General features: G+C 51.9%; 10 protein-coding genes and 2 pseudogenes. 6 read left to right on the top strand and 6 right to left on the bottom strand.

The genetic code is table 11. The features are described from left to right. Positions 1 to 66: 66 nt before the first annotated feature. A complete protein-coding gene (locus CE168_RS06975; RefSeq protein ID WP_180753743.1) occupies positions 67 to 1,455 on the bottom strand; it encodes an extracellular solute-binding protein in 1,389 nt (462 codons plus the stop codon). Between the two features lie 271 nt (positions 1,456 to 1,726). Here CE168_RS06975 and CE168_RS06980 point away from each other — a divergent pair, with 271 nt between their 5' ends. Then, positions 1,727 to 2,743: a LacI family DNA-binding transcriptional regulator gene (locus tag CE168_RS06980; protein ID WP_099571726.1), complete on the top strand. Its 1,017-nt coding sequence runs from the start codon at positions 1,727 to 1,729 to the stop codon at positions 2,741 to 2,743. Positions 2,744 to 3,049: 306 nt separating this feature from the next. On the opposite strand, the pseudogene CE168_RS06985 reads toward CE168_RS06980, so the two are convergent. After that, positions 3,050 to 3,967: pseudogene (locus tag CE168_RS06985) on the bottom strand (Abi family protein); the annotation flags it as partial. Positions 3,968 to 4,418: 451 nt separating this feature from the next. Then, positions 4,419 to 5,876 carry an ATP-binding protein gene (locus CE168_RS06990; protein ID WP_099571728.1) on the bottom strand — a complete coding sequence of 486 codons (1,458 nt, stop codon included), beginning with the start codon at positions 5,874 to 5,876 and terminating at the stop codon, positions 4,419 to 4,421. Between the two features lie 185 nt (positions 5,877 to 6,061). Between CE168_RS06990 and CE168_RS06995 the strand changes: the two are divergent. The 4 genes and pseudogenes from CE168_RS06995 (at position 6,062) to CE168_RS07015 (ending at position 12,182) form a co-directional block, all read left to right on the top strand. Further along, positions 6,062 to 6,908, top strand: a pseudogene (locus CE168_RS06995) (DDE-type integrase/transposase/recombinase). A gap of 630 nt (positions 6,909 to 7,538) precedes the next feature. Further along, positions 7,539 to 9,935 carry a hypothetical protein gene (locus CE168_RS07005; RefSeq protein ID WP_099571730.1) on the top strand — a complete coding sequence of 799 codons (2,397 nt, stop codon included), beginning with the start codon at positions 7,539 to 7,541 and terminating at the stop codon, positions 9,933 to 9,935. Positions 9,936 to 10,304: 369 nt separating this feature from the next. Beyond that, the gene (locus CE168_RS07010) at positions 10,305 to 10,793 is read left to right on the top strand and encodes a hypothetical protein (RefSeq protein WP_143433414.1); all 489 of its coding nucleotides are present in this window, start codon (positions 10,305 to 10,307) and stop codon (positions 10,791 to 10,793) included. A gap of 273 nt (positions 10,794 to 11,066) precedes the next feature. Continuing rightward, positions 11,067 to 12,182, top strand: coding sequence for an acyltransferase family protein (locus CE168_RS07015; RefSeq protein ID WP_099571732.1), 1,116 nt, complete (start codon positions 11,067 to 11,069; stop codon positions 12,180 to 12,182). 139 nt (positions 12,183 to 12,321) lie between these two features. Here CE168_RS07015 and rfbA read toward each other — a convergent pair whose 3' ends face one another. The 3 genes from rfbA to rfbB all read right to left on the bottom strand — a co-directional run bounded on the left by rfbA (position 12,322) and on the right by rfbB (position 15,793). Next, entirely contained in the window at positions 12,322 to 13,227 is a 906-nt protein-coding gene (gene rfbA / locus CE168_RS07020) for a glucose-1-phosphate thymidylyltransferase RfbA (protein WP_099571733.1), read from the bottom strand. A 90-nt stretch (positions 13,228 to 13,317) separates the two neighbouring features. Next, entirely contained in the window at positions 13,318 to 14,760 is a 1,443-nt protein-coding gene (locus CE168_RS07025) for a sugar nucleotide-binding protein (RefSeq protein WP_099571734.1), read from the bottom strand. A 13-nt stretch (positions 14,761 to 14,773) separates the two neighbouring features. Next, the gene (rfbB, locus tag CE168_RS07030) at positions 14,774 to 15,793 is read right to left on the bottom strand and encodes a dTDP-glucose 4,6-dehydratase (RefSeq protein ID WP_099571735.1); all 1,020 of its coding nucleotides are present in this window, start codon (positions 15,791 to 15,793) and stop codon (positions 14,774 to 14,776) included. Positions 15,794 to 15,972: 179 nt separating this feature from the next. Here rfbB and CE168_RS07035 point away from each other — a divergent pair, with 179 nt between their 5' ends. Next, positions 15,973 to 17,124 (top strand): NAD-dependent epimerase/dehydratase family protein, encoded by a 1,152-nt coding sequence (locus CE168_RS07035; protein ID WP_201797057.1) that lies wholly within the window; start codon positions 15,973 to 15,975, stop codon positions 17,122 to 17,124. Positions 17,125 to 17,205 lie beyond the last annotated feature (81 nt).

Consider the following 17,205-nt stretch of genomic DNA (forward strand, 5'->3'; position numbering starts at 1 on the left):
CCGCGGCGCGGAAGAAGAATCGTACCGCGACTGCCCGGATTGGAAAAGGGATTGGATATATCGGTATTACTTATGTTCGTCGAAGTAAGCGTACTTGCTTTCCATTGACGTGAAGTCAGAGCTCTTCATGTCGGTATCCATCTGACCCTGGGCCTCCTTGAGAGCCTTATCGATGGACATGCCGTTCTGGAAGACGTTCTGGAAAGCAGTGGTGCCGCTGGATTCAACGGTGGACGGTGCCGGTCCCGGCCAGATCAGTCGGTCTACGCGCGGCTGGATGGCGGCCATGACCGGCTTGGAGAGAATGTCCTTGTCGTTCTGCAGCGAGGTCTTGGCTGGGAAGGAATTCAGTTCGGATACCGCTTCACGAATATAATCATCGTTGGCGAGCAGGTACTTGATGAAGTCCTGAGCAACGGCCTGCTGCTCCTTGCTCTGGTTCTTGTTGACGCCCGGAGTGGATTCGCCGTTGTAACGGTCGTATGCAAACGGAGTGTCTTTGGAGAAGGTTGGGGTGGCAAACACGCCGTAGTCAATATCTGGATACTTTTCTTTCAGCGTGCCTTCCATGTGGCCCCAAGCGTAGATCATCGCAGACTGGCCGTTACCGAAGCTTTGGGTGTAATCGTTACCGAAGTCAACGGATCCGACCTTGTACTTGTCATACAAATCCTTGAGGAACTGCATGTTTTCTTTGGTCACGTCGTTGTTGTAGTTGGCTTTCTTGCCATCTTCGCTGAAGAGCAGTTCACCCTTCTGATAGTTCAGACCTTGGTAGATGGCGCTGTAGGCGTCGCCGTTGAAGTTGAAGCCGGCCTGCGTCATCTTGCTGCCGTCGGTCTTGGTGAGCTTTTGGGCGACCTGGATGAATTCGTCCCAGGTGGTCGGAATGTCGGCATCGGTGAGGCCCGCTTCGCTCCACAATGTCTTGTTGTAGTAGATGTTGCCGGTGTTAATCACGGAGTCGATATACTTGACTTTACCGTTTTCATCTTCATGTACGGATGCGGTGGAGTAGTCGGATTCCAGAGACTTGGTGTCGATATCGTAATCCGCTGCGTATGGACGAATCAACGCATCGTAAGAGTTGTGGATGTTGAAAACGGCAGGACCGTTTTTGCCTTTCAGAGCCAACGGCAGCTTGGTCCAATAATCATCCCATGAAACATTCACCGTTTTGATGGTGACGTTCGGATACGTCTTCGTGTAGGACTCAATCATCTTGTAGACCGGATCCGTGCCCTTGCTGCCCCAGCTCCAGTACTCGAGCTGGATTGGCTTGCCGTCGTTAACGAGATGGTTAGGGTCGTAGGTGATGTTATTGCCGATAACGTCAAGCCCTTTGTCGGCTTTCGTATCGGTTGTGCCGGAAGCGGTATTGCTGTTCCCGCACGCAGCCAAGCCGACGATGCTCAGGGCCGCCACTGCCGCTGCGATACCTTTGTTGATTTTCATATCTCTCCTTACGTCCTCGTAAGCCTTCATCCGCCCCTTGCGGACAAGCAATAGCATACGACAAGGGTTTCATATTGGCAATTCAAGGTTTTTTGGAATGTAACCGGTTTCATTTGAAACCCGTTTCATCTCACCGCTGTGAGCGTGCACACATTGTTTTTCATACGGCGTGTCGTATCGCAACCCTTTTCATTTATCTTTCAACTTTGTCACCACGAGGACGGCAATGATGGTAGGCTGAAACAAACAGTGAAAAACTTTCGGAGGCACCATGAAAGCGAGCATCGGCGATGTGGCACTCAAGGCAGGCGTATCGAACGCTACAGTCTCACGCACTTTCGCACACCCTGAACAGGTGTCGGAAGCAACACGGTTGAAAGTGCAGGCCGCAGCCGATGCGTTGAATTTCAGCGTTTCCAGATCGGCAGGAATTCTTAAATCCGGTAGAACCTATCGCATAGCATTATTGGTCGGCAGCGGCGTCATCGAATGGTTCACCGCCGAAATCATTGCCGGACTTAACGATGTTTTGCGTGACGCCGGGTACGATCTGGTCATCTACCCCATCGAGGGGTCGGAAGCGCGTGACGCATTCTTCGAGGAACTTCCCGTACGCAGCAATGCGGATGCCGTATTCGTTTCCTCATTCGGCATCAGCCCCGACGAGGTCAAACGTCTCGGAACCGCAAAAATTCCGATTATTGGCATCAATACCACCAGCGAAGGATTCGATGCAACTGTCGGTATCAACGACAAAGAAGGCATCAAACTCATCGTTCGACATCTCGCCAAGCTGGGACATCGTAACCTGCTGTATTTATATGAAAGCTTTTCCTCCACATTGGGATTCAGCTCATTTAACCGCATTTACGGATTCCAGGAAGCCTGCGATGCAATTGACGGACTGACCGCCCGCACACTGGCAGTGCAAAAAGGCGACAGCATTCTGGATGCGGCAATTTCCGAAATCATGGCGCAGGACAACCCACCCACCGCATTGTGTTTCCATCAGGACTCACAGGCAATTCCATTGTTCTTCCGCCTTCAACGCAGCGGCCTTTCCGTGCCTGGAGATATTTCCGTAACCGGATTTGACGACAGCACCTTCGCCAAGGAGGCTGAGCTAACCACCGTTCGACAGCGTCCATACGACATGGCCGTCGATGCGGCACACAAAGCCTTAGCTCTTATTGAGGGGCGGCCCATTAACGAACCATTCGAGACGTTTCCGGTCCAACTGCAGGTACGCGGCTCAACCGCCAAACCGCGCACCACCCCTCTGCTGTAGGCCGCAGCGTGCAATCGTGCGAGATCACTTCGCGTAATATCCCCATTTCAACCGGTCTATCTGCGCTATGTATGGCAGATTTTGCTTTTCGTACGGAGACATCTCGCTTACATATGGCACGTCGCCTGCGAAAACAGGCAGTTCGGGGGTACGTTTTTGAGGGTTTCGCCGCATGTGTCTGCCATATGTAAGCGAGATGTCTCCGGTCAGGCCTCCGAATCTGCCATATATAAGCGAGACATGAGCAAAATACAGGTAAGACGCAATCTGCACTTGTATTTTCAAGTGTCTTGATACAACCGCAGGCTACAATCCCATAGCACCGGCCATGCGGTTGATCTGTGCGATTCCCTTCGCGGGGCTGATTGGTTCCGGCTGCGTGTGGAGTATTTTATTCGTGTAAAAATCCTCAGGATGCTGGTCCAAATAGTCAATCGTCATCTTGCAGATTGATTGTAATGCATTTATCGTTTTGATAAGTTTTGGACAGTCTTGATAAGACATTGCCGAATAATCGTACCTTTTCGTTAAACGCTGCAGAAAATCCTGCATTTTCAGTTTGGCAGTATTCCGCACGCCGGGGCTGTCTACAAGGATAAGGAAAGCACAGATTGTCGCCGAGAAATCATGCGTCAGGGGATAGATACGGAATGCGTCGAATAGTTGCTTAGGGTTTTCCCCATGGTTGAGCTCTTTGACGCAGTTCTTTACATACAGGGTTGGATTGATTTGCTTTTCAATACCAATCATTAGACAGTTGTTATGCGAAGAAGCATTGCGCATAATCCGAACGGATTGGAACAGATTTGTCGTATTGTCTTTATATTGCCGCTGGTTTAAGTATGCCTTGTAGAATTTGCATAGCGTGCTGAAGTCAATCACTTCCCAAAGATTCCAAATCGAAGGATCCTCAAAGTACTTGTTCAGCAAGCCCTCAGTGTAGTTGGAGTGATGATAGCGTGAATGCGTGTAATCCCCATGGAATGAAAACTCGCCTGCTTCGCCGACATTATGCACGATGTTGTAGCCATCTTCATTGGCATCTTCCATGATGATTTGATTGAAACGCACTTTCAGCGCATGTTCGAGATTAAGGCAGAGATAGCTTAGCAACGTTCGCAGGTGGCAGTCGATGGTGGACAAATCCACAAGATATGCGAAGTCCAACCCATGGTACCGTCCGCCGTCTCGCTCAAAATTGTTCTCGAAGGCTTTAAGTTTGAAAAAATGCGTGCGGCTCGTTAGAAACTCTTGCGCGTCCGCTTCCGTGTATAAATCAAATGTGACGCATTACCGGCATACATCAGGCAGAACAATATCTCAGCAACACGTCAGCGAGGATTGGTAATTGTCCAGAAAACCAGTCCGCAGCCCCCCACCCATACCCCAGCTCTATACCAATCTCACGGAAGTGAACCGACCATCGTGTCGCGGACGGCCATGTTCCAAAGTATGCAGCAATCCGAACGCTACTCGTACCTACTCGTACCTACTCGTACCTACTCGTACCTACTCGTACCTACTCGTACACATCTATAGACTGAACTTTACTGTGCAGCAATCACCGCACGCAGCAAAGAATGACCGAATGGATAAGGCCGCGCCTTGGCAAATAACTAACCGAACTCATTATTCGATCCAGTCGAAAAGGAAATAACGCTTAACACACTAAGATTTAACGTAGCGTGTAGTATTGCGAAGGATCGCGCATACTGGATCCATGCCAGTCAAATATTCCTTTGTCCACCAAGGATTTCAGCACAGGACGAATAGTCTTCGGCGCCCTATGCGTATAAGACGCCAACTCTTTAACAGTTACTTTTTTCTGCAGACATGCAAGCCGAACGGCAGAAATTTCATAACCAGACAAGGATTCAAGCACCTGTTTGCTAATACGTTGCTCCATGGAATCTTCCGTACGAAGCATTCGAGATGTGATGCTGTTCTCCAAAACAAGTTGTACCTTAGACCCACCCGGTTCCGAATATATCGGTTCTTTCAGGAACATTTCCTGCATCTCGTTATAAATTCGCTGCACACCTTCATTGAGCTCACGAGCCCAACCAAATTCGACCAAAGCTCGCGCAATACGCGGATTGCGCGCATAACGAGTGGTGCGCATATTATCCAGAGTCACAATATTAGGCAATCGTCCCGGACTGATGATTTCAAGGCGATCGTCATACATAGATACACGGATATAATCTCCGGCAAATGCATAATTACGATGAATTACGGCATTTACTACGCCTTCAAACCATGCAAACTGCGGATATTCAGGTATCGTAGCAAACTGTCCGTCATCCCCAAGATACTGAAATTCCCGCAGGAGACTTGAAATAAGCGTTGATGCTCCACGAATAATTTTAGGAATAGGCAAGTCAAAAGACTGATCCTTCACAATATTAATATGTGCACCGGTTTCCATATTTTCACCTTGGAAACGAAGTACCCTGAGTCTTGCCTGAGGTAAAAATTGAGTCGGGTCTTTCGCAAATAGCAGCACACCTGCATTCGTTAAATGACCACCAACAAGGAATCTACGACTGCGCAACACACGCTCATCGTCAGCCGAAGTTCCTAATTTGGACTTATACTCATTCAGTACCTCATGATCCACATCGTCAAAGCTCGACCATTGCACAATTTCATCTTCAAATGTTCGCTGATTTTTGTCATATTCCAAGCGCAGCGTTTGCTCATGATTCAACTCACGGCTCTTATCACCAACACGAAGAAATACCGTATTATCGCCCTTACGATGAATAACAACATCCGGAGATGCCGCTACGTCAAGCAGCAAAACCGTATCAGTCTCGCCATGACTATTAGTTACAGATAATCGCGAAGCAATAACCGATGGGGCTGGCTCGCACTCAAAAATATGGCACCGCTCAATTTCATCGATATTTTGCGCCCCTTGCTGTTGGAAACCTGTTATGGTCCCATCATCCTCAATGCCAATCGCCAATCTTCCGCCAGAAGCATTAGCGAAAGCGATAACATGCCGCGCGATATCTCGAATCTTCAAGCGTGCGCTCTTACGATCAAAATACTGATTCTCAGGAGATTCAGTTAGCTGTTTTATTTCATCGAGCGACTTCGCTCCATGAACTTCACTATTGTTCCGCATCTTTCACCACCACCATCATCCGATAAAGGGTAGGGGGCTGCGGACGTTTTCTTGGAGATAATCACGCAGCCATTCCCTGGCTTTTGACGGTATTGTACCGGACTCATCCAACCGAGTGATTGGATTGGCTACAATGCATTAGACAGTCCGATGAGGGACGAATGACATGAGATTGGAGGCCGACGATGGCCGACCCGAAACATCCCCGCCACTACGACGAGGCGTTCAAACGGCAGATCGTGCAGTCGTGCGATCGACCCCGCGGCGCTGGGTCCAAGGCATCCGCGACAGCGGCTCCACCCGGGCCGCGGACAACCGCACGCCCGAGCAGAACGAGCCGGTCGGGCCGAGGAGACGCGACCGGCGGTTGGAGATGGAGGTGGACGTTTCAGAACAAGCGGCGCCGGTATTCGCACGAAGGCAGGCGTGACACGAGCCAACGAGGCGAAGCTCGCGAACCTGCTGGACCGCGAGTTCGACGGCTACGCCCCGCACACGCATCCGGCGAGCGACCTGACATACGTGAGGGTAGGGAGCGGATGGGCGTACGTGTGCCTGCTGGTCGGTCTGACGAACAGGGGCATCGCCGGCCATTCCGCCGGGCGGACCCGGGACGCGGGCCTGATGCCGGCCGCATTCGCCACCCTCGACTTCCCGCTGACGGACGTCCAGGTGTTCCACACCGACCGGGGCAGCGAGTTCGACAACACGAGGATTGACGAGCTGCTCGACGTGTTCGACATCAAAAGATCGTTGTCACGCAAGGGCAACCCCTACGACAACGCCGTGGTCGAATCGATGAACAGGCTGCTGAAGAAGGAGCTCGTGTACCGGAACCACTACACCACGATCGAGCAGCCGAGGCATGACCCCCGACGACTACGTGTGGTGGTTCAACAACCAGCGGCTCCACTCCACCCTCGGATACCGGAGTCCGAAGGAATTCACCGAACAAGGACTCGTCCTCTAAGAAACCGTCCAACACACCGTTGCCAATCCACAGGCGCGCCTCCTGCACGTAATGGCGGATGAACCGCCACGGTCTCGTGTCGTGCCCGCCGACCGGTTCGGCGATGTCCGCGACCGGCTGGCTTTTCGCCGGTTCCACGACCATCGCCCCGAACAGGAGCATGAACCCGCTGCCCGGACGCGCCCACGGCACCGTCGCAGTCCTCCGCCGTGCTCCGGGCACGCCACCCGTGGCACGGAGGCGTGGGTGAACGCCTCGTACCAGAAGAAATTCAGGTGACGCCACGTGCGTTCCATCGTGTCATGTCCCGAGGCAAGACGCCTCCCCGCATCCCGCCTCGGGACAGTGGAAACGGGAGCCGGGCCCGTATCCAATCGTGATGCGCGGCTTCCGCCCACCCGCGTCGGTATCGCGGAATTCCACATCGGTGACGTGCCAGGGGTCGACGAGTTGCAGGGCGGTGGTGAACAGCATCGTGGTATCCATACCATCAAAACTACCCGACCGTTGTCACCGCCTGACCCGCTTCACCCACACCAAACAACGAAAGGCCGCAAAATCTAACGTAACAGATAGCCGCACTCAGTTCACTTCCCACTCAACAACTATATGTGCATAACGAATCTGTCACTGGACAAATCAACAAGTAGAATAAAGGCACATCTTTTATCCGAAGGAAGGCATCCTCAAGAATGTACTATAACTTTTTCGCATTGCGAGATGACGAATTCGAGGAATTAGCTCGGGATATTCTTTCACAAGAAACTGATCAGGAACTGAGAATATTCGGGAAAGGCGCCGATCAGGGCATTGATATAGCAGACCGCACCGATGGCCGCACCGTAGTTGCCCAATGCAAAAACTATATAGATACGCCATATTCCAAGCTAATCCGCGTCTTGGGAAAAGAAAAGGAGAAAGTCCAGAAGCTCAACCCAAAGGAGTATTACCTTTTCATCAACAAGGATCTCTCCCCTAAAAACATAACTTCAATTTATGAGCTTTTCCATGATTGGATGGCCTCGGAAAAGAACATCTATACCAGAGGCGACTGTGATGCCTACATTTCAAAAAGCGAGAATCAGAATATCTCGAATAAGTATCCACATCTCCTAAATCCGAATTCGCTTCATGCCCTGATAAACAGCAGCACCATCATAGACAATCAGGATTTGCTCGCTTCATCAGAAGATCTTTCGGATTTATTCGTTCCGACCGAGCAATACCGACAAGCCATGGCATTGCTCGAGAATAATCAAATTGTCCTAATCTCAGGCGCTCCTGGCACAGGAAAGACGATTTCCTCGAAAATGCTGGCGACACAATTCATGCTCTATGGCCATTATTCACTTTGCTATTCTGATGGCGAAGACCTTCATCATATTAAGGACGTCCTTTCTCCTCTACCCGAGCAGAAGGAATTCATTTTCATTGATGATGTGTTCGGACAGCACTATCATGATATGAATAGCTCGAAAGAGAATCTGCTCAAACAAATCATTCGCCGTGTGAACAACTCACCGAATAAGAGAATGCTAATTAATACCAGAATGACGATTCTGCAAGAAGCCCGGCAACGTTGTAATTTCGCAGACGGCAGCAGCAACGGAAAAGAGCCATTCGTTATGGTGGACATGAGCCAAATTACTCCGTTGGAAAAGGCCGAGATTTTCATCAGACATTTGAAATGCCGAGATATAGACAAGAACTATATTGATGCGATTAAGAACAAGCGCGCATATCTCGACATAGTGAGACACCCGAATTACACGCCTCGCATTATCGATAGATGCACTCAAGAAAAGTACGTGCACGAGACCGAGGCGGACAAATATGTGCCTCATATTCTGTACACCATCAATCATGCAGATGCAATATGGGATGACGAATTTAAGCAACGGCTCAGTGAACCAGACAGAATTCTTCTATACACACTTTACTCTCTGACGAGCCATAGCGTATCCGAGAATGCGCTTCGTCAAGCAGCCAATACACGTCTTAACCCGTCAGGCACATCTTATGAGAGCGTCAGCATCAAGGATATTCTGCAAAGACTGAATGAGTCCATGATTGCCATAACCTATAAGAGTAACACTCGAACGGTCAGAGCAATCAACCCTTCTGTGAACGATTTTCTTCGCAGTTACTTGCAACAGACCCCAGAAGAGTGCGACAAGATTATTGCTCATGCGGCGTTCATGGATCAGATTGAACGATTCTCTGCATACACCGATGATAGAGCATACAGAGATGAAAAGATAATCCAGCTATTAGACAGTTTCATCTCCGGAAAAGATGCTCCAGGATATGCGGATAGCAGCGGATCCGCCGCTTATGTCAACGCTGCTTTGCTTGTTTTAGCGAAGGAAAAACGCAAGTGCATAATAAGCAAGATGGAAACACATCGCTTTTCCAAGATCGCCAAAGACTTCATGGATGCCGTTCTACGAGGAAACATAGGATTCTCTGACAACGGCGTCCGCTTCAAAAGTTCGACGGGGTATTCACAGAAAACGCCTTCTTTTCTCCCTAGTAGCTTGAAGGTGCTGCAGAATCTTAATGATGACTACGCTATCCTTAATCAATGGCACGGCGAAAAGGAGAACATAAAGAATATCCTCTATGCCAGTGAGGGGCTTGAAGTCAAGAGCCAACTATGTTCAATGCTCTACCCCAGGGCACTCACTCTGCTGGATCAACATCATATAAATGCGCTGAATGATGCAATTATCGAAAATCTTAATGCAGAAATTGCGTTCATTCAAGAGTCTGCCGAAATCAGTGACTATTACAGCAACAGCGATGTCGGCCAATATGATTCCCTATATTCAGACGATGATGATGTTTGGCGAATCACGAATAAAATAGCGGATGCAGTGCAGCAGGAAATTGATAATCAAGTATCTAGTTTGCCAGATGAACTATATTCGCTTTTAGACACAGTTGACGCTTCTTATTACGAAGAATCAGTAGCGGAGGAACTAGCACGATATGAAGATGCGGATGCTATGAATGCTTATTTCCCCGCTTACAGTTACACGAACTCAGTCATAAATTCTCAAATCGACGAACTATTCAAAAATCTATAAATTTTAGGGCAAAGAAAATGACACGTCCGAGTTACCACCTTTTCGAATTCCAGGTTTGGCGTAAAAGACCAAGAAAACCGCTTCCTTATGTCAATACCTCTGAAGCTGCTCGTGCACACTTCCCTATTCGTCTCCGTCAGAAGCAGCCTCGCGTATGCTCCGGCATCCAGTCTCATTTTCACATCCCGATGAACTTCAACGCTCAGGAGAAATCATCTCCCTAATCTTGATTTTCCTTGTCATGTCGGCGGCCCCTCACCGTATATTCCGCGCATGACGAAAAAAGACCAACAACTAGTATGACTTTGTATGCAATAAGCGGCATTAAAACAAATGCAAGGTTCCGCCCTCACGAGCTATCATGTAGATATGAGTGAAGATATTAAATTAAATGACCTGCTCCACCTCACTGACGAGGAGATCAGCAGGATGAAAATCCGTTTCATGACCAACTACAATGGCACCGAACCCATCGACGTGTTCAGGAGAAAACCCGATGAGCTCAACACCGATTGGCTTCTGTCCCGAAAAAGGAACGACAACGGGAAAGATGCGGAACACCTGCACAAGGGGAATAACGTGATCGGCCTGGTACGTCTTCCAGAAAACAACGACCTCTGGGGGCTCACATGTCTCAAGCGTATCGGGGACCCATTGGAATGCCCAAAGGAAAAGAGCGAAGACGACGACCCCCACTATGTCGGCTACGAGGGAGAGGAACTGACCGAATACCGCAAATTCTACGGCAGAGTCATCGTGCGCTATCACAAGGACACACAACAGCCCATACAGTATGCAGAAGGACTTTTAGACAATCTCATCGTCGAGAAAGTCCTATCCCCTGCAGAATCCCTATAGTGACGCCTTCGTAAGATACGGGAACAGCACCGCATTACGATTCAGGCATTAAAAAATCCGTGCGATCAGATGAATGGTCACACGGATTTCTAGTATGCAGAAACTCGCGCACAGCTATGGCATGATATGGCTACAACAAACGATGACAATCCGTCTTGCATCAGTTTTCTGGGTTATGCCCGATACAGAGGATTATGAGAGAAAAACAGGACGCGGAGAAAGACAACCGCGTAAGCGCTAAGCACAGCGCACCGGCACACTCCAGAAATTCAAATGGGGGGGGGCAGGAATTCCAACATTGAAACGTTGCGCATCATCGCGATGTTCATGATCCTCGCCCATCACTTCATCGTCCATAATGGCTATGACGTGCTGAAACTCCCCTTGGGGCCGGAGCGGATCTTCTTCCAGCTCGTCATGGCCGGCGGTGGCAAGGTGGGCGTGGTCATCTTCTTCTCCATCTCCACATGGTTCTTCCTCGACAAGGAACAGACCATCAAATCCAACCTCAGACGAGTGTGGATCATGGAACGCAAGCTGCTGTTCTGGAGCCTTATCCTCGTAACGTTCTACCTCGTATTCGACCGGGCCGATCTCAGTATGAAACTCATGGTGAAAAGCGTCATGCCATTGAGCATGGGCGTGTGGTGGTACGCCACCGCCTACGCCATATTCCTGGCGCTGCTTCCCTTCCTAGCCAAGGGATTGAAGGCGCTCGGCCGCGAATACCACCTCAAGCTGGCCGCGACCGTGCTGGTCATATGGGGATTGACCAGCTTCATTCCAGGAGCGCAGTCGCTGACAGACAATGTTTTCGGCTTCATCTACGTGTTCATCCTCATTTCCGCCTACAAGTGGCATATGATGCCGTTCACCACCAAGCAGGTCTGGCTGATGACCGGCATCGGGCTTGGTTTCTTCCTTCTCTATACCGCCGCGTCCGCAACGCTGTCCCTGCTGGGGCACGACATGGGAATCTTCATCACCGGCAGTTGGAAACTGCCCGTCATCATGGTGGGCTTCGGCGTGTTCCTATTGTTCGACCGCGTCACCTTCCATAGCCGCGTCATCAACCGGATCGCGCAATCCGCGTTCGCCGTATACCTCATCACCGACTACGCCGCATCCGAGAAACTGCTCTGGGCACGGCTATTCAATCTGCAGGACCTCTACCAGCAGCCGCTGGCGATTCTGCAGATCCTGGGCATCCTGCTGGCGATCTACGCCGTATGCACTCTGCTTGACTTCACCCGCCAGGCACTGTTCGCCGTCACCATCGACCGGCGTCGCGGGCGCTGGTTCGACCTGCTGTGGGACAAGGTGTCCAACCGGATTCACGATCACTCGCATACGCCGATAATCGACTCATCCAGTACTCAAGCCCGCTGAAAGCGATAGATAACCATTCATTAGCTGGTAATCCGCGCGACCGGCACCTAGACGGTAGCGCGGATTACCCGTATACAGGCCATTACAGGAACATTAAAGAACGAACGTAGCCGGACCACCCACTGAGAATCGACTCTTGTTAGTTCTTCTGATTCGGCACCAACATGATCTCGCCGTCAGCAATGCCCTTGAGATGCCGCCCGTACGGACTCTTGCCATAGCGTTCCGCGGACTCCATGAGCTGGTCGCGCGTAATCCAGCCGTTCTCGTAGGCGATCTCCTCCACGATCGCGATCGGCAGACCCTGCGCACGCTGCACGGTGCGCACGAACTCCCCCGCCTCGAACAGAGAGTCCATCGTGCCCGTGTCCAGCCACGCATAGCCTCGGCCCAGCGTACGCACGTTCAGCATGCCCGCGTCCAGGTACATGCGGTTCAGGTCTGTAATCTCCAGCTCACCTCGCGCCGAGGGTCTGACCCGCTTGGCGTACTCGACCACGTGCTCGTCGTAGAAGTACAGGCCGGTCACCGCGTAATGCGACTTCGGATGCGCCGGCTTCTCCTCGATGGACACGGCCTTCTTGTCCTCGTCGAACTCGACCACGCCATAACGCTCCGGATCGTCCACGTAATAGCCGAACACGCTCGCACCTTCACCGGACTCGGCCTTCGCCACGGCCTTGCGCAAGGTCGCGCCCAGGCCGTTGCCGTAGAAGATGTTGTCGCCCAGCACCAGTGCGCAAGGCTCGCCTGCAATAAACTCCTCGCCCAGGAGGAACGCCTGCGCGAGCCCGTCCGGGGACGGCTGAACCTTGTACGAGAAGCGCACGCCATAATGCGATCCGTCGCCTAGGAGCCGTTCGAAGTTCGGCAGGTCCTTCGGCGTGCTGATAATCAGGATGTCGCGGATCCCAGCCATCATCAGCACGCTGAGCGGATAGTAGATCATCGGTTTGTCGTACACCGGCAGCAGCTGCTTCGACGTGACCGTGGTCAGCGGGTACAGTCTCGTGCCCGAACCGCCAGCAAGAATAATGCCCTTCATTATGAAAGATTCCCTTCTCTGCGGTTTATAAAAACCTAATTACACAAGTCTCGGGCGGTTTCGCTGAGGAAACCGCCCGAGACAAATCTGTTACTTCTTGAGTTCCTTGGTGACGTATGCCTTCAGAGACCCCTCCCAGTCCGGCACGTCCAGGCCCGTGGCCTCGATCTTGGCCAGATCCAGCGCGGAATACGTCGGACGCGGGCTCACCGGCGCCTTCGCGTTCGCGAAATACTCCGCGGTCGAGATCGGCTTGATCTTCCCGCCGTTGCCGTTCGTCAGATCGAATACCGTGCGCGCGATGTCCGCCCAACTCTTCACAGCCCCGGAACCGGTCAGATTGTACGTGCCGTACGCCGCGCCGCCATCGAGCAGGTGGAAGATGGCATCGGCCATGTCCTTGGTGAACGTGAGGCGGCCGTGCTGGTCGTCCACCACCGTCACCTCCGGCAATTCGCCCTTCGCGACCCTGTCGGACAAGCCCATCATGGTCTTGACGAAGTTACGTCCCTCGCCGATCACCCAGCTCGAACGCAGGATATAATGACGCGGGCAATTCGCGACCGCGATGTCCCCGGCGGCCTTCGACTGGCCGTACACGCCCAACGGCGCGAGCGTCTCCTCCTCGTCATGCAATTCGGCGGTCCCGTCGAACACGTAATCGCTCGACACGTGCACCAGGGTGATGTTGTGCTCCGCGCACACGCGCGCCAGCAGGGCGGGTCCCTGCGCGTTCGCCTTCCACGCCAGCACGCGCCCCTCCGGGGTCTCGGCCCTGTCCACGGCCGTATAGGCGCCCGCATTGATAATCGTGCCGTACAGGCTCCAATCGTACTGCTCGTATGCGGCCGGATCGGAGAAATCGAATGTGTCGATATCCACATATTCGAACCCCTCCAGATGATGTGCCTCGGCATAGGCGCGAATGGCATGACCTAGCGGGCTGTCGCAGCCGGTCACCAACGTGCGACGAGGCGCCATCGGCTTCGCATCTTTGAGCATCGGATGATGCAGGTCCGCCTCCGAACGCTCGGATTCCTCCAACGGAATCGGCCACTGGATGTTAAGCTCAGGGTCCGCGAGGTTCACGAACGTGTAGGTTTTCTTCTGCTCCAAACTCCAATGCGCGTTCACCAGATACGTGTACGCGGTGCCGTCCTCCAACGCCTGAAACGAATTGCCCACACCACGCGGCACATAAATCGCCTTCGACGGGTCCAACCGGGTCGTATACACCTGACCGAAGCTCCCGCCCGGACGCAGATCCACCCACGCGCCGAAGATCTCACCGGTCGCGATGCTGATGTACTTGTCCCACGGCTCCGCATGGATGCCACGTGTGACGCCGCGCTTCTCGTTGAAGCTAATGTTGTTCTGCACCGGACCGAAATCCGGCAGTCCCAGCGCGGTCATCTTCGCCCGCTGCCAGTTCTCCTTGAACCAACCGCGACTGTCGCCATGCACCGGCAGATCGAACACCAGCAAACCCGGAATATTAGTCCGAGTAACCTTCAAATCCTTCTCGAAATCCATCGACGACGCCCCTTCACTGTCCCTGTCGCTTGTATTTGGCTTCAGTGGCGGCCTTCACGGACTCCCACCAGTCGCGGTTGTCCGTGTACCACTTGATCGTCTTCTCCAGACCGGATTGGAAATCCGTATGCGTCGGCTTCCAGCCGAGTTCGGTCCGCAGCTTGGTGGAGTCGATCGCGTAACGGCGGTCGTGGCCGGGACGGTCCCTCACACGGTCGAAATCGTCCGGATCCTTGCCCATCACGGTCAGGATGTCGCGCAGCACGGTGATGTTGTTGCGTTCCCCGTCCGCGCCGATCAGGTACGTCTCACCCAGACGGCCCTTCGTCAGGATCGTCCACACCGCACTGCTGTGGTCCTCCGTGTGGATCCAGTCGCGCACGTTCAACCCGTCGCCGTACAGCTTGGGACGGATGCCCTCCAGGATGTTCGTGATCTGACGTGGAATGAACTTCTCCACATGCTGGTACGGGCCGTAGTTGTTGGAGCAGTTCGAAATCGTCATGCGCACGCCGAACGTGCGATGCCAGGCACGCACCAGCAGGTCGGACGAGGCCTTCGTCGAAGAATACGGGCTCGACGGACGGTACGGCGTCTCCTCGGTGAACCTGTTCGGGTCGTCCAACGCCAGATCGCCATACACCTCGTCCGTGCTCACATGGTGGTAGCGTACATCGTACTTGCGGGCCGCCTCCAGCAGGCGATACGTGCCCTCCACGTTCGTCTTGAGGAACGGCTCCGGGTCGGCGATGGAGTTGTCGTTGTGCGACTCGGCGGCGTAATGCACGATCGCGTCATGGCCCGGCACGATCCTATCCAACAACTCAGCATCGCAGATATTGCCATGCACGAACTCCACACGATCACCGAGGATACCGCGGATGTTCTCCAGATTCCCGGCGTATGTCAGGGCATCCAGCACGGTGACGTGCACATCCGGATGATGGTCATACACATAACGCACGAAATTCGAACCGATGAAACCACAGCCACCGGTCACAATGATATTCCTAGGAGAAAAAACTTCAGCCATACCCCGTATTCTACAAGGAGGCACCCCTGAAACGCCTACTCATATCCGAAACTTCATTCCTCGGAGGGGGAATCTGTGAGTAATCCTCACCATTTCAAAGAATTCCAACCAATATAGCTGTCACAATTGGTCCCTATTATAAGTGCATGACGCATCCCCTGAGGGGAGGGAGGAGTACAGTGAAGACCGTTCTCGTGACAGGTGGTGCTGGTTTTATCGGCAGTGAGATTGTTCGTCAGCTTGATACCATAGGAAAATACAAGATAAAAGTTCTGGATTGCCTGACCGAGCAAATTCATGGCAAAGAACCGGACACCTCCTATCTTTATTCGTCCATAAAGGGAAAATGCGAATTCATTTGCGGCGACGTACGAAATTTCGATGTCGTCGATAACGCAATTGACGGAGTTGATTGCATCATACATTTGGCCGCCGAAACCGGCACAGGTCAGTCGATGTATATGATCAATCAGTACAATGAAGTCAACATCATGGGGCTTTCAAATATTTTTCAGGCGATATCCTTAAAAAGGAAAAAACATACCGTCCAAAAAATCATTCTTTCCTCATCCCGTTCCGTATATGGCGAAGGCAAATATGAATGCCCGAATTGTGGCATCATTTATCCACGTAGCCGGCGAGCTGAAAATATGGCGCACGGCGATTTCACCATATACTGTGAGCTTTGCAACGAGCCGTTGAAACTTCTCCCTACCACAGAAGACAGTCTTACCAGACCGAACTCCCTGTATGCTTTTACCAAATTGGCACAGGAGTCGATGATCCAGACCATGTGCCACGCCATGGACATTGATTACACGATTTTTCGATTTCAAAACGTCTATGGTGCTGGGCAATCACTGAAAAATCCTTATACCGGCATTCTTTCAATTTTCTCCACGCTACTACTGGACAATAAGGATATCAATATCTTTGAGGATGGTAAGGAAAGTCGTGACTTCGTCCACGTCACAGATGTCGCCACAGCCGTGATACGGTCGATCGAAGAGTCGAGAACCAATGGTGAAATCATCAATTTGGGAAGCGGAACCGGAACAAGTGTAATCGAAATCGCGAAAATGCTTAAAGAAATCTACAATAGCTCCAGTAAATTGCATATTACCGGTGACTTCCGTGTTGGCGACATAGCCCACAACGTCGCTGATATTACAAAAGCGCGTAAATTGTTGCAGTTTACGCCCTCCGTCTCCTTAAAGGATGGTCTCACAGACTTCTGCCGTTGGGTGCTGGGCCAAGACACCGACAACAGTCGCTACGAACAGTCATTGTCCGAGATGGAGAAATCTGGCATGTTCATAAGACACTCATGATTTGAAAATTAACAGATTCACTTGATTGGGAATGGTTGTTGATCCTTGCTCACAAAGCCTGCAACCATTCCCAATCAGAAA

Source organism: Bifidobacterium sp. N5G01, assembly GCF_002742425.1.
Lineage (GTDB): Bacteria > Actinomycetota > Actinomycetes > Actinomycetales > Bifidobacteriaceae > Bifidobacterium > Bifidobacterium hominis.

Excerpts from the sequence above, each read along its gene's own strand:
- CE168_RS06975 (WP_180753743.1), bottom strand. The coding sequence starts at position 1,455 with ATGAAAATCAACAAAGGTATCGCAGCGGCAGTGGCGGCCCTGAGCATC.
- CE168_RS06980 (WP_099571726.1), top strand. The coding sequence starts at position 1,727 with ATGAAAGCGAGCATCGGCGATGTGGCACTCAAGGCAGGCGTATCGAAC.
- CE168_RS06990 (WP_099571728.1), bottom strand. The coding sequence starts at position 5,876 with ATGCGGAACAATAGTGAAGTTCATGGAGCGAAGTCGCTCGATGAAATA.
- CE168_RS07005 (WP_099571730.1), top strand. The coding sequence starts at position 7,539 with ATGTACTATAACTTTTTCGCATTGCGAGATGACGAATTCGAGGAATTA.
- CE168_RS07010 (WP_143433414.1), top strand. The coding sequence starts at position 10,305 with ATGAGTGAAGATATTAAATTAAATGACCTGCTCCACCTCACTGACGAG.
- CE168_RS07015 (WP_099571732.1), top strand. The coding sequence starts at position 11,067 with ATGGGGGGGGGCAGGAATTCCAACATTGAAACGTTGCGCATCATCGCG.
- rfbA (WP_099571733.1), bottom strand. The coding sequence starts at position 13,227 with ATGAAGGGCATTATTCTTGCTGGCGGTTCGGGCACGAGACTGTACCCG.
- CE168_RS07025 (WP_099571734.1), bottom strand. The coding sequence starts at position 14,760 with ATGGATTTCGAGAAGGATTTGAAGGTTACTCGGACTAATATTCCGGGT.
- rfbB (WP_099571735.1), bottom strand. The coding sequence starts at position 15,793 with ATGGCTGAAGTTTTTTCTCCTAGGAATATCATTGTGACCGGTGGCTGT.